Here is a 12,435-nt window from a genome sequence, read left to right on the forward strand (position 1 = left end):
ACGCATGATTGCATCGTGACTGCCCCGATTGGGTCGGGGTGTACCATGAAGGGATGACGAAGAAGCCAACGAAAGGTGGGCCCGGGCCCACATCCGACAAGCCGGGCAAGCCCGGTGGACGTGCGAAAAAGACCGCCACCGGCAAGCCCTCGAAGCTGCCGCCGTGGATGCCGGAACAGCCCTCCAGCCCGCCGAGTGCGCAAGCGCGCAGGGGCGCGTCAGGTGCTTCCAGGCAAGCGGGTCCACATTCCAGCCGGTCCCAGCCCAATCCTTCGCAGGGCCGCCAGCCCAATCGCCAGCCGGCGCCGCCGCGCGGCGGCTTCCGCGACCCGCATGCCGCACGCGAGGCCGAGCGCTATGCCGATCCCATCGCCAGCCGCGAGGCCATCCTGGCCCAGCTGGCCGCCGCCGAAGGTCCGCAGACCGCCGAAGACCTCGCTGCCAGTCTCAACCTGACCGCGCCGGACCGTTTCGATGCGCTGGGCAAGCGCCTGGGCGCGATGGTCCGCGACGGCCAGCTGCTGCAGAACCGGCGTGGCGGTTTCGCCCCGGCCAAGCAGATGGACCTGATCCCGGGCGTGGTCATCGCCAATCCGAATGGCTTCGGCTTCCTGCGACCGGAAGCGGGCAATGGCGATGACCTGTTCCTGCCACCCAACGAAATGCGCAAGGTCATGCACGGCGACCGGGTCATGGCCTGCGTCACCGGCATCGACCGCAGCGGCCGCCGCGAAGGCAGCATCGTCGAAGTGCTGGAACGGCGCCTGTCGCGCCTGATCGGGCGCTTCACCCTGGAAGAAGGCATCAGCTATCTGGTGCCCGACGACAAGCGCGTGCAGCGAAACGTGCTGATCCCGCCGGACCAGCGTGGCGAGGCGAGAGACGGCCAGCTGGTGGTCGCGGAATTGACCAAGGCGCCCGATTCGCGGCGCCCGCCGATGGCCAAGATCGTTGCGGTGCTGGGCGACAAGCTGACCCCCTCGCTGGTGGTGGAAGCGGCCATCCACGGCCATGAGATCCCGCACGAGTTCCCACAGGAAGTGCTGGACGAAGCGGCCGCGGTGCCGCTGGTGGTCGAGGAGAAGATGGTCGCCGGGCGCGTCGACCTGCGCGACATGCCGCTGGTCACGATCGATGGCGCCGACGCCAAGGATTTCGACGACGCGGTCTATTGCGAAAGCAATCGCCAGGGCCTGCGCATGAAGAACCGCAGCGGCTACCGGCTGGTGGTGGCGATTGCCGACGTCTCACATTACGTGCGTCCGGGTACGCCGCTCGACGACGAGGCGCAGAAGCGCGCGACCTCGGTGTACTTCCCGGGCTTCGTGGTGCCGATGCTGCCGGAGACGCTGTCCAACGGCATCTGCTCGCTGAACCCCAAGGTCGACCGCATGTGCTTCGTCTGCGACATGCAGGTCAACAGCGAGGGCGAGGTCACCCAGGCCAAGTTCTACGAGGCGGTGATGCGCTCGCATGCACGCCTGACCTACGACCAGGTCTGGAACGCCGTGGGCGAGAAGGATGCGGCCGCACGCGAGTCCATCGGCGCCCAGCTGCCTCAGGTCGATCGCCTGTACGAACTGTTCCACCTGCTGGCCAAGGCCCGCGAAAAGCGTGGCGCGATCGAGTTCGAAACCTCGGAAGTACGCTTCGAGCTGGACAACCGCGGCGAAGTCACCCAGGCCGGCATGTTGCAGCGTAACGACGCGCACAAACTGATCGAGGAATGCATGATCGCGGCGAACGTGGAGGCGGCCAAATACCTGCTGGCCGCGCAGATCCCCGCGCCCTACCGCGTGCACGATCGCCCGCCGGAGTCCAAGTACGCCGACCTGCTGGAGTTCCTCAAGGAATTCAAGCTGAGCATGCCGTCCTGGGCCAAGGTGCAGCCGCGCGATTTCACCCAGTTGCTGAAGAAGATCCGCGAGCGCCCCGACGTGGCGCTGCTGGAATCGGTGGTGCTGCGCAGCCAGAGCCTGGCGGTGTACACGCCGGACAATGCCGGACACTTCGGGCTGGCGCTGGAGGCCTACGCGCATTTCACCTCGCCGATCCGCCGTTATCCCGACCTGCTGGTGCACCGCGCGATCAAGTACGCGCTGACCAAGGGCAAGCCGGCCAAGTTCCTGTACTCCTCGCACGAGATGGCGGCGTTGTCGCTGCAGTGTTCCGAGCGTGCGCGCCGTGCCGACGAGGCCGAGCGCGAGGTCGACGAGCGCTACCGCGCCGCGTGGATGGAGCAGCACGTGGGCGGGCAGTTCGATGGCGTGATCAGCGGCGTGACCAGCTTCGGCCTGTTCGTCGAACTGAACGACTCCAAGGTCAACGGCCTGGTCCACGTGACCCAGTTGCCGCACGACTATTACCACTTCGATCCGATCCGCAAGACCATGAGCGGCGAACGTCGCGGCATGGTCTATCGCCTCGGCGACCCGGTGCGCATCGTGGTGATGAAGGCAAGCCTGGAGGAGCGCAAGATCGACTTCAAGCTGGCCGAGGAAAAACAGGTGCAGGGATTGCCGCCACGCGGGCAGCCGGCGAAGCGGAAAAAAGAGAAGTATTGACGCAGTTCCTTCTCCCTTCGGGAGAAGGTGCCCGAAGGGCGGATGAGGGCATGGACCTTCGTTGATGATGAAAGTCTGCAGGAGGATCATTTTCCTGCCCTCATCCGTCGCTTCGCGACACCTTCTCCCGGTGGGAGAAGGGGATCAAGAGCAAATACCATGAGCAAGCAGAACCAGTGGATCGCCGGCATCAACGCGGTGGCTTCGGCCATCGAGAACGATGCCGACAACGTGCGTGAAATATTGCTGGAGGCCGGCAGCAAGAATTCCCGGATCAACGAGATCGAGGAGAACGCGCGCCGCAAGGGCATCGAGGTGCGCCGCGTCACCCAGCAGGCGCTCGATGGCGTCGGCGGTTCCGTGCGCCACCAGGGCGTGGTCGCGCGTTATGCGGCCGCGAAAACCTGGGATGAGGGCGAACTTGCCGGCCTGATCGAAGCGGCCGAAGGCAAGGCGCTGGTGCTGGTGCTGGACGGCGTGCAGGATCCGCACAACCTCGGCGCCTGCCTGCGCAGTGCGGCGGCGGCCGGTGCAACGGCCGTGATCATTCCCAAGGACAAGTCCGCGCCGGTCAATGCGACCGTGCGCAAGACGTCCGCGGGCGCCGCAGATCGCCTGCCGGTGTTCCCGGTCACCAACCTGGCGCGCTGCCTGCGCGACCTGCAGCAACTGGGCGTGTGGATCTACGGGCTGGCCGGAGAAGCGGAAGCCTCGCTGTACGACATCGACCTGCGCGGCAATATCGCCCTGGTGCTGGGCGGCGAGGGCGACGGCATGCGCCGGCTGACACGCGAGCATTGCGACGGGCTGGTGAAAATCCCGATGCCCGGCGATATCGAGAGCCTCAACGTGTCGGTGGCCACCGGCGTGACCCTGTTCGAGGCGGTGCGACAACGACGAACCTGACAGCACGGGAGTACCGGATGATGGGCATCGAACTGGCGTGGAACGACTGGGTGGGTGTCACCGGAACCCTGATGGCGCTGCTGGCTTTCTACCTTCTGCAGGCCGGTCGGCTGTCGGGCACCGGCATCGTCTACCAGCTGCTCAACCTGTTCGCTTCACTTGGCGTGCTGGTATCGCTGTTCGGGAAGTTCAACCTGGCGGTGTTCCTGCTGGAGGGCGCCTGGGGGGCGATCAGCCTGTATGGCATCGGTCGAACCCTGCGGTCGCGCCGACCTCCGACGTCCAGCCCTTTGGCTTGAAGCCAGCTCGGCAGCTGCCAGGGGCTGCTGGCTAATGCAGCCTGACAGCGTCCAGCAAGTCCTGGTAGATGACCAGGTCGCGCTCGGAAAAACAGCAGAAGACCACGCTTCCAACGCCGTCATGCTCGCGCATTTTTTCGCGTACGCAGGCCAGCGCCACGGGCGCGGCGAGTTCCAGCGGATAACCGTAGATCCCGGTGCTGATGCCCGGGAAGGCCACGCTGGCCAAGCGGCTGGAGGCCGCCAGGTCCATGCTGTTTCGATAGCACGATGCCAGCAGGCCGGGCTCGCCGTGCAGGCCGCCACGCCAGACCGGTCCGACCGTGTGGATGACATGCTTCGCCGGCAACCGGTATCCGCGCGTGATCCTGGCCTCGCCCGTGGGACAGCCGCCCAGCAGGCGGCACTCATGCAGGAGTTCAGGCCCGGCGGCCCGATGGATGGCGCCGTCCACGCCGCCACCGCCCAGCAGCGATGCATTGGCGGCATTGACGATGGCATCCACGATCAGCGTGGTGATGTCGGCCCTGATCGCAGTGATCACCATGTCATGCGGCCGGAGGGCTACGCAGCAGGCTTCGGCCAGGCGTTGGCGATCTTGCAGAACAGGCGCGCGGTCTGCTCGGTGTCGTAGACGGCCGAGTGCGCTTCATCCGCATTCCATTCCATGCCGGCGGCCTGGATCGCCCGTGCCAGCACGGTCTGGCCATAGGCCATGCCGGCCATGGTCACGGTGTCGAACACGCTGAAGGGATGGAAGGGATTGCGCTTGTGTCCCGAGCGCGTGACCGCCGCATTGAGGAAGTTCAGGTCGAAGTGCGCGTTGTGGCCGACCAGGATGGCGCGCTGGCAGCCGTGTTTCTTCATGGCCGCGCGGACCGGCGCGAACACGTGTTCCAGCGCTTCCTTCTCCGGCTTGGCCAGGCGGAATGGATGGTCGAGCACGATGCCGGTGATCTCCAGCGACTTAGGGTCGATATCGGTGCCCGGCGCAGGTACCAGGTGCGCGCTGGCGGTCTCGCCCAGCACGAAGCCGCCATCGGCATCCAGGTCGATCGGCACCACCGCGATTTCCAGCAGCGCGTGGCGGTTCCAGTCGAAGCCGCCGGTTTCCACGTCGACGACCACGGGCAGGTAGCCGCGGAAACGGCGCGACATGGGGCTCGTGGTCGGTATTTCTTCTGGGTTGTTCATCGACACAAGCGTAACAGAGGCCCCAAATCGTCGGTCGCCGCGCGGGTGTGCAGACGCTGCGCAAGCTGGGACCGATGCAGCGCCTACAGCGGGCGGGTGCCCAGCAGGGTGCCTTCGTCGCGCATGCGCTCGAGCATGGCGCGGCCCTGTTCGATGAAGAAGGGCAGGGCTTGCCCCGGATCCGATCCGGGGTCGTCGGCGCCTGCTTCTGCGGCCAGTTGCTCCAGCGCCTGCCTTCCATTCGACTGGCCGTGACGCAGCAGCTCCAGCAGGCGGAAGACCAGCGGCGATATCTCCGCGAACCTGATCTCGAACTGCGCATCGCGGCGCACCACCACCAGGGTCTGGGTGGCGGGAGGCGTCGCCGGCTGGTAGTCCGGGCCGATGTGGTGGACCGGCCAGGCATAGGCCAGCGCCCAGGCGAAGGGCGACAGCACCGGCACGCCAGCGAGCAGGTCGCCGCCGGCATCGTGCGCGGGCAGCGCGTCGTCGGCGATCTGCAGGCCCAGCTCGACCCATTCGTAGTGCGCCATCTCCGCCAGCCAGCCCGGGTCCGGCTCGCCGGCCGCGGCGCGATCCTGCAGGAAGCGGATGAATTCGCGCCCGATCTCGGCGAACAGCGGCGTCTGGCTGCGGTGCTGTGCATAGAAATCGCGTGCGAGGGTCAGCCAGCGCTGATCCCCGAGGGTCTTGCGGATCACCGGGAAATTGCCTGACAGCAGGCCTTCGATGTTGTTGAAGAACAGTTCGCTGTAGATGCGCAGTCGGCGATCTTCCAGGCCGGGCGGCGGCGGGTTGGCGGCCGGATCACGCAGGTGCGCTGCCAGCTGGTACTCCTGCTCGAACAGCGTCTCAGCCATGGGCGGAAAGCGGGCTTGCGGACCCGTCTGCAGAGACTTCGGGCGCCATGCGCTGCAGCGCGCGGATGCGTTCCACCTCGGCCAGCAGCACCGGCAGCGGTGGGAAATTGAAGTCGCGTTCCAGCAGGGTCGGGTGCACGCCGTGCACGCGGTAGGCCGCTTCCAGCAACGACCACACGGCCTCCTTCACCGGCGCGCCATGGGTGTCGACCTTGAGGTCGTCCGCTTCGTCGTAATGGCCAGCGATGTGGTACGAGGCGATGCGCGAGGTCGGCATGCGAACCAGGAAATCCAGCGCGTCGTAGCCATGGTTGATGGCGTTGACATGGATGTTGTTGACATCCAGAAGCAGGTCGCAATCGGCTTCGGACAACACCGCATTGACGAAATCGACTTCGGCCATCGCCTGGTAGGGCGCGGCGTAGTAGGAGACGTTTTCCACCGCGATGCGACGGCCCAGGGCGTCCTGCACGCGGGCAATGCGCGCGGCGACGTGGTGAACGGCCTCCTCGGTGAACGGAATCGGCATCAGGTCGTACAGATGGCCGTCGTCGGTGCAGTAACTCAGGTGTTCGCTGTAAAGGGCAACGTGGTGCTGGTCGAGGAAGCGCCGGGTGCGGGCCAGGAAGGTCTCGTCCAGCGGCGCTATGCCGCCCAGCGACAGCGAAAGTCCATGGCAGGTGAGCGGGTGGCGCGCCGAAAGCTGTTCCAGCGCGGCACCGTAGCGTCCACCGATGCCGATCCAGTTGTCCGGAGCGCATTCGAGGAAATCGAATGCACCCGCGGGTGCATCCTGCAGCGCGCCCAGCAGGGCGCGCCGCAGGCCTAGTCCGGCACTGGCGGCCGACAGGGTGGAAGTCATGCGATCAGCAGTGGCGGCTCAGAGGCTGCCGCCGCACTTGCCTTCGCCGCACTTGCCCTCGGCGTGGCCAGCCTTGTCGGCGCCGGCTTTCTTGTCGGCGCCGCACTTGCCTTCGCCACCCTTGCTGTCGTGGTGGGCCTTGTGCTCGGCCGCATCGATGAAGCCGTCCTTGCTGGTGTCGATGCTGTCGAACATGGCGGCCCTGTCGGCGTGGGCGGCGGTGAACTCGGCGCGCGACACCTTGCCGTCCTTGTCGCTGTCGGCCTTCTCGATGCCGCACTTGCCTTCGCCGCACTTGCCCTCGGCCGCCTTGGCAGCCGGCGCCGGCTCCCCTGCGGAGACCAGGTAGCCCTGGCTCAGCGACTGCATGGCGAAAGCAGAGCCGGACAACGCAAGGCCGCCAACCAGGGCCGTGCACAGGGCAAGCGATGCGGGTTTGGAATGGTTGTTGCTCATGGGTGACGCTCCGATAGTGCGGCGGGGGCCGCGGGATGTGGCCCAAGTGTAGCGGCCCGGAGCCGGGCGCTTGTGTGCACTGCGGCACTACGTAATTTGCACATTCAGCCAGTTGCGCGCGCAGCGGCACTCTTGCGGGGCAAACAGGTTAAGGAATCGCTAACGGAGCCTTCACCGGTGCACCCGGGCCGGGATGAAGGACCAGTGTCTTCCGCTTGCGCACGACAGCTGGAAATCGCGTGTGGTGTTTACCGGAAAACATACATTTCGTTCAGACCGCGCCGGTGGTATTGGTTTCATCGCGCTTGTCGCGCGGTGGCAGCGGCTGGTCGCCATGGACCAGGAACCAGATGTTCTCGGCAATATTGGTGGCGTGGTCGCCGATGCGCTCCAGGTTCTTGGCCATGAACAGCAGGTGGGTGCAGGGGGTGATGTTGCGCGCATCCTCCATCATGTAGGTCAGCAGCTCGCGGAACAGGGCCGTGTACTGCGCATCCAGTTCGGCGTCGCGCGCACGCACGCGCAGTGCGCGGTCGGCGTCGCCGTCGCGGTAGGCGTCCAGTACTTCGCTGACCTGGCGCGCGGCCAGCAGGCCCAGCGCGCGCAGGTTGGTGGTATGCGGCACGGGTGGCGACACGTTGAGGGCGATGGAGCGCTTGGCCACGTTGGCCGCGTAGTCGCCTATGCGCTCGATGTCCGACGGAATCCGCAAGCCCGCCAGGATCTCGCGCAGGTCGCGCGCCATGGGCCCGCGCAATGCCAGCTGCATCACGTCATGGCTGATCTTGGCTTCCAGCTTGTCGATCTCGACATCGTTGGCCACGATGCGCTGCGCGGCGCGGTCGTCGCGGCGCTCGACCACGTCCAGCGCCGCCTCCAGCTGGGCCACTGCCATCGCGCCCATGTGCAGGATTTCGCCGACCAGCCGGCGCTGCTCCTCGTCGTAGCTCTTGACGATGTGTTCGTGTGGTTGGTTGGTCATGGGGAAAGGCCGTCAGTGGTTAATGGCGAAGGGCAAAGTGAAAATGGTCAAGGGCGAAGTGCGTAGTGGGATTGCAACCGGCTTGATGATGGCCGGGTGGGACGGTGGGGAGGGCCGAGAAATCCTTGCCTGGACTTCCCACTTCGCCATTTACCCTTCACTTCCACCGCCCAAAGGCAATCAGCCGAACCTGCCCGTAATGTAATCCTCGGTCTGCTGCTTCTTCGGGCTGGAGAAGATGTTCGAGGTCACGTCATGCTCGATCAGGTCGCCCAGGTACATGAAGGCGGTGTAGTCGGAGACGCGCGCGGCCTGCTGCATGTTGTGGGTGACGATGGCGATGGTGTAGTCCTTCTTCAGGTCTTCGATCAACTGCTCGATGCGGCTGGTCGAGATCGGGTCCAGCGCGGAGGTCGGTTCGTCCAGCAACAGCACGTCCGGCTTCAATGCCACCGCGCGGGCGATGCACAGGCGCTGCTGCTGGCCGCCGGACAGGCCCAGTGCGCTCTGGCCCAGCTTGTCCTTCACCTCGCCCCACAGCGCGGCCTGGTTGAGCGCGTGCTCGACGCGGTCGTTCATGTCGGCCTTGCTGATCTTCTCGTGGTGGCGGATGGCGTAGGCCACGTTTTCGTAGATGGTCATGGGGAACGGCACCGGTTTCTGGAACACCATGCCGACCTTGCTGCGCAGGCGGTTCATCGGATACTTCGGCGACAGGATGTTCTCGCCGTCGAGGTTGACTTCGCCCTTGGCGGTCATCTTCGGGTACAGCGCATAGATGCGGTTGAAGATGCGCAGCAGGGTCGACTTGCCGCAGCCCGATGGCCCGATCAGCGCGGTGACCCGCTTCTCCGGGATCTCCAGGTTGATGTCCTTCAGCGCCCGGAACTTGTCGTAGTAGAAGTCCAGCCCCTTGGCCTCCAGCTTGACCGGCGAGGGCGCCATGGCGCCGCGTTCGGTGGTCACTGTGGTGATCCGCTGGGTGGAGTCGTTGCGATGCACGTCGTTCATGGCCGGGTCCGAGGAAAAGTCAGTCATTGGAGATCCTGTTGCGCAGCAGGACGCCGCGCGCAACCAGGCTGATCAGCAGCACGAACACGGTCAGCACCAGCGCACCGGCCCAGGCCAGCGTCTGCCAGGATTCGTAGGGGCTGCCGGCGAACTGGTTCATCACCACCGGCACGCTGGCCATCGGCTGCATGACGTTGGTGTTCCAGTACTGGCTGCCGAACGCGGTGAACAGCAGCGGGGCGGTCTCGCCGCTGATCCGCGCCAGCGCCAGCAGGATGCCGGTGACGATGCCGGCCGAGGCGCTGCGGTACAGCACCTGCACGATCACCTTCCACTGCGGCACGCCCAGCGACAAGGCCGCTTCGCGCATCTGCGCAGGTACCAAGCGCAGCATCTCGTCGGTGGTGCGCACTACCACCGGCAGCACGATGAAGGCCAGGGCCAGCGCACCGGCCAGCGCCGAGAAACCACCGCCGAACTGCATGATGAAGAGGGTGTACACGAACAGGCCCAGCACGATGGACGGCGCCGACAGCAATATGTCGTTGACGAAGCGCACGATGGTGCCGGCCTTGCGTGCATTGCCGTACTCGGCCAGCCAGGTGCCGGCCAGCACGCCGAGGGGAGTGCCGATGGCAATGGCCAGCCCGCACATCACCGCGCTGCCGAAGAACGCGTTGGCCAGGCCGCCCTCCTGCATCGGCGGCGGGGTCATCTGGGTGAACAGCTGCCAGTTGATGCCGGCGATGCCCTTGGCCACCAGTGTCCACAGGATCCAGCCCAGGAAGAACAGGCCGAACAACGCGGTGGCGCAGGACAGCACCAGGGCGATGACGTTGGTGGTGCCGCGGCGGCGGTACAGGCCAGACGATGCCTTCTGGGTGCCCATCAGTTGCCCTCCTTGCGCGAGAGCTGCATCAGCATGTAGCGCGCAATGGCCAGCACGATGAAGGTCACGATGAACAACACGAAACCCAGCAACAGCAGTGCGGAGCGATAGGTCTCCGTCGCTTCGCCGAAATCGTTGGCGATCAGCGCGGCGATGGTGGTGCCCGGCTCAAGCAGCGAAGCCGACAGGCTGACCGTATTGCCGATGACGAAGGCCACCGCCATGGTTTCGCCCAGGGCACGGCCCAGGCCCAGGAAGATGCCACCGATGACCGCGCCGCGCGTGTACGGCAGCACGATGTCCCAGCTGACTTCCCACTTTGTGGAACCCAGTGCGTAGGCCGATTCCTTCAGTCGCTGCGGCACGGTCAGGAATACTTCGCGCATCACCGAACTGATGAAGGGAATCACCATGATCGCCAGCACGAAACCGGCGGTCAGCATGCCGATGCCCAACGGTGGCCCGCGGAAGAACACGCCGATATAGGGCAGGGTGCCGATGTGGTCGTTGAGCCACGGCGTGCCGTATTCGGTCATCACCGGCACCAGCACGAACAGGCCCCACATGCCGTAGATGATCGAGGGAATGCCGGCCAGCAATTCAATGGCCGTACCCACCGGCCCGCGCAGCCAGCGCGGCGCGACCTCGGTCAGGAAGAAGGCGATGCCGAAGCTCACCGGCACCGCGATCACCATCGCGATCACCGCGGTGACGATGGTCCCGTAGATCGGCGCCAGCGCCCCGTACTTGTTCTCGACCGGGTTCCACTCGCTGGAATAGAAGAAGCTCAGCCCCTGCGACTGCAGCACTTCGCGGCCGCCCCACAGCATGGACAGTGCGGCGGTGGCCAGCGAAACCATCACGAACGCCACGGTGGCCGTCAGCAACCAGCGGAACAGGCGCTCGTTGCGCGCGTCGGCAAGGTCGCGCTTGCTGTGCGGAGCGATGTGGGCGGTGATGGCGTTCATGGAGTCCTGGAGGTTTTCATTCGGGCGAACTGCGGATCGTCATGCGGTGTGAATGTTCATTAGTGCGAACTGCGAATCCGGACCAATTGAGAATCGTCATTCCCGCGAAGGCGGGAATCGCTCTGGCTGTTGACGTTGGTTTCGCTTCAACAGCAACGACAAAGTCAAGAGCGATCCCCGCCTACGCGGGGATGACGCATTGGCAAAGCCGCGCTGTGCGCGGGCCAATCCGTCACTTGAACTCACTTTCCCAGTAGGCCTCGATCTGCTTCACCAGCTCCGGCGGCAGCGGTACGTAGTGCAGTTCGCTGGCCTGGGCCTGGCCGTTCTCGAAGGCCCACTTGAAGAAGGCCAGCGCGTCGGCGCTGCGCTTGGCGTCCTTGGGCAGCTTGTGCATCAGCATGAAGTTGGTGGCGGTGATCGGCCACGCGTTGGCGCCGGGCGCGTTGGTGATGACCAGGTTGAAGTCGCGGGCATTGGTCCAGTCGGCGCTGGCCGCGGCGGCGGCGAAGCTGTCCGCGTTGGGCTGCACGTAATTGCCGGCCGCGTTCTGCAGCGAGGCGTAAGGCATCTGGTTCTGCAGGGCGTAGGCCAGCTCGACGTAGCCGATGCCACCCTTGATCTGCTTCACGTACGAGGCCACGCCTTCGTTGCCCTTGCCGCCCACGCCGCCGGGCCACTGCACGGAGGTACCTTCGCCCACCTTGGCCTTCCATTCCGGGCTGACCTTGGACAGGTAGTTGGAGAAGTTGAAGGTGGTGCCCGAACCGTCGGAGCGATGCACCAGGCTGACCTTGAGCGCCGGCAGCGCCACGCCGGGATTGGCGGCTACCAGGGCCGGGTCGTTCCACATGCTGATCTTGCCCAGGAACAGGTCGGCCAGCAGCGCGCCGGTCATTTTCAGCTGGCCCGGCTGCAGGCCTTCCACGTTCAGCACGGGCACCACGCCGCCAATGGCCGACGGGAACTGGCCGAGGCCGGCCTGGGCCAGCTCCTCGCTGGAAAGCGGCTTGTCGGTCGAGCCGAAGTCGACCGTGCCGGCCTTGATCTGGGCAATGCCGCCGCCGGAACCGATCGACTGGTAATTGACCTTGGCGCCGGTGGCGGCGTTGTAGTCGGCCGACCACTTCGAGACGAGCGGGAAGATGAAGGATGCTCCGGCACCCGAGATTTCGGCCGTGTTGCGCTCTCCGGAAGCCGCGGCCGCAGTGCTGCCGGCTTCGGGTGCGCCGGTGGCGGGTGCGGTATTGCCGGCAGGCTTGCACGCGGCCAGGGCCAGGGTGACAGAAAGGGTGAGCAGGGCAAGGCGCGCCAGCTTCAGCTTCATGGTGCAGTGACTCCCGTGGGGATCAGGTGCCGGCAGCCTGCCAGCGGGTCCGGCCATGAAATGATGTTTTTGTTACATGCGTATGACAGGGCGCGAGGTGGGAAGGGGGAGGTGGGA

The 12,435-nt window shown here is 65.6% G+C and carries 13 protein-coding genes; 3 read left to right on the plus strand and 10 right to left on the minus strand.

What is annotated here, in order from left to right:
* The first annotated feature begins 53 nt into the window (after positions 1 to 53).
* The 3 genes from rnr to DT603_RS12825 all read left to right on the plus strand — a co-directional run bounded on the left by rnr (position 54) and on the right by DT603_RS12825 (position 3,769).
* The gene (rnr, locus tag DT603_RS12815) at positions 54 to 2,564 is read left to right on the plus strand and encodes a ribonuclease R (RefSeq protein WP_162350297.1); all 2,511 of its coding nucleotides are present in this window, start codon (positions 54 to 56) and stop codon (positions 2,562 to 2,564) included.
* A 159-nt stretch (positions 2,565 to 2,723) separates the two neighbouring features.
* Entirely contained in the window at positions 2,724 to 3,470 is a 747-nt protein-coding gene (gene rlmB, locus DT603_RS12820) for a 23S rRNA (guanosine(2251)-2'-O)-methyltransferase RlmB (RefSeq protein ID WP_162350307.1), read from the plus strand.
* 17 nt (positions 3,471 to 3,487) lie between these two features.
* Positions 3,488 to 3,769, plus strand: a complete 282-nt coding sequence (locus DT603_RS12825; RefSeq protein ID WP_246191810.1) for a CBU_0592 family membrane protein — start codon at positions 3,488 to 3,490, stop codon at positions 3,767 to 3,769.
* A 31-nt stretch (positions 3,770 to 3,800) separates the two neighbouring features.
* Here the strand turns inward: DT603_RS12825 and DT603_RS12830 are convergent, their stop codons facing one another.
* The 10 genes from DT603_RS12830 to pstS all read right to left on the minus strand — a co-directional run bounded on the left by DT603_RS12830 (position 3,801) and on the right by pstS (position 12,318).
* A complete protein-coding gene (locus DT603_RS12830; protein ID WP_162350309.1) occupies positions 3,801 to 4,316 on the minus strand; it encodes an O-acetyl-ADP-ribose deacetylase in 516 nt (171 codons plus the stop codon).
* A gap of 17 nt (positions 4,317 to 4,333) precedes the next feature.
* Positions 4,334 to 4,963, minus strand: coding sequence for a ribonuclease T (rnt, locus tag DT603_RS12835; RefSeq protein ID WP_162350311.1), 630 nt, complete (start codon positions 4,961 to 4,963; stop codon positions 4,334 to 4,336).
* A gap of 83 nt (positions 4,964 to 5,046) precedes the next feature.
* Positions 5,047 to 5,823 carry an HvfC family RiPP maturation protein gene (locus tag DT603_RS12840; RefSeq protein WP_162350313.1) on the minus strand — a complete coding sequence of 259 codons (777 nt, stop codon included), beginning with the start codon at positions 5,821 to 5,823 and terminating at the stop codon, positions 5,047 to 5,049.
* Positions 5,816 to 6,685, minus strand: coding sequence for an HvfB family MNIO-type RiPP peptide maturase (locus tag DT603_RS12845; protein WP_162350315.1), 870 nt, complete (start codon positions 6,683 to 6,685; stop codon positions 5,816 to 5,818). The genes DT603_RS12840 and DT603_RS12845 overlap by 8 nt, the downstream gene beginning before the upstream one ends.
* Before the next feature lie 18 nt (positions 6,686 to 6,703).
* Positions 6,704 to 7,141 (minus strand): HvfA family oxazolone/thioamide-modified RiPP metallophore, encoded by a 438-nt coding sequence (locus tag DT603_RS12850; RefSeq protein WP_162350317.1) that lies wholly within the window; start codon positions 7,139 to 7,141, stop codon positions 6,704 to 6,706.
* Between the two features lie 271 nt (positions 7,142 to 7,412).
* On the minus strand, positions 7,413 to 8,123 hold the full coding sequence (gene phoU, locus DT603_RS12855) for a phosphate signaling complex protein PhoU (protein ID WP_162350318.1): 711 nt from the start codon (positions 8,121 to 8,123) through the stop codon (positions 7,413 to 7,415).
* Between the two features lie 180 nt (positions 8,124 to 8,303).
* Entirely contained in the window at positions 8,304 to 9,068 is a 765-nt protein-coding gene (gene pstB, locus DT603_RS12860; RefSeq protein ID WP_246191826.1) for a phosphate ABC transporter ATP-binding protein PstB, read from the minus strand.
* 85 nt (positions 9,069 to 9,153) lie between these two features.
* On the minus strand, positions 9,154 to 10,023 hold the full coding sequence (gene pstA / locus DT603_RS12865; protein ID WP_162350320.1) for a phosphate ABC transporter permease PstA: 870 nt from the start codon (positions 10,021 to 10,023) through the stop codon (positions 9,154 to 9,156).
* The gene (gene pstC, locus DT603_RS12870; protein WP_162350322.1) at positions 10,023 to 10,991 is read right to left on the minus strand and encodes a phosphate ABC transporter permease subunit PstC; all 969 of its coding nucleotides are present in this window, start codon (positions 10,989 to 10,991) and stop codon (positions 10,023 to 10,025) included. Before pstC ends, pstA begins: the two co-directional genes overlap by 1 nt.
* A gap of 232 nt (positions 10,992 to 11,223) precedes the next feature.
* The gene (gene pstS, locus DT603_RS12875; protein WP_162350324.1) at positions 11,224 to 12,318 is read right to left on the minus strand and encodes a phosphate ABC transporter substrate-binding protein PstS; all 1,095 of its coding nucleotides are present in this window, start codon (positions 12,316 to 12,318) and stop codon (positions 11,224 to 11,226) included.
* Positions 12,319 to 12,435: the final 117 nt, after the last annotated feature.

Origin of the sequence: Pseudoxanthomonas gei (assembly GCF_010119615.1) — a bacterium.
Lineage (GTDB): Bacteria > Pseudomonadota > Gammaproteobacteria > Xanthomonadales > Xanthomonadaceae > Pseudoxanthomonas_A > Pseudoxanthomonas_A gei.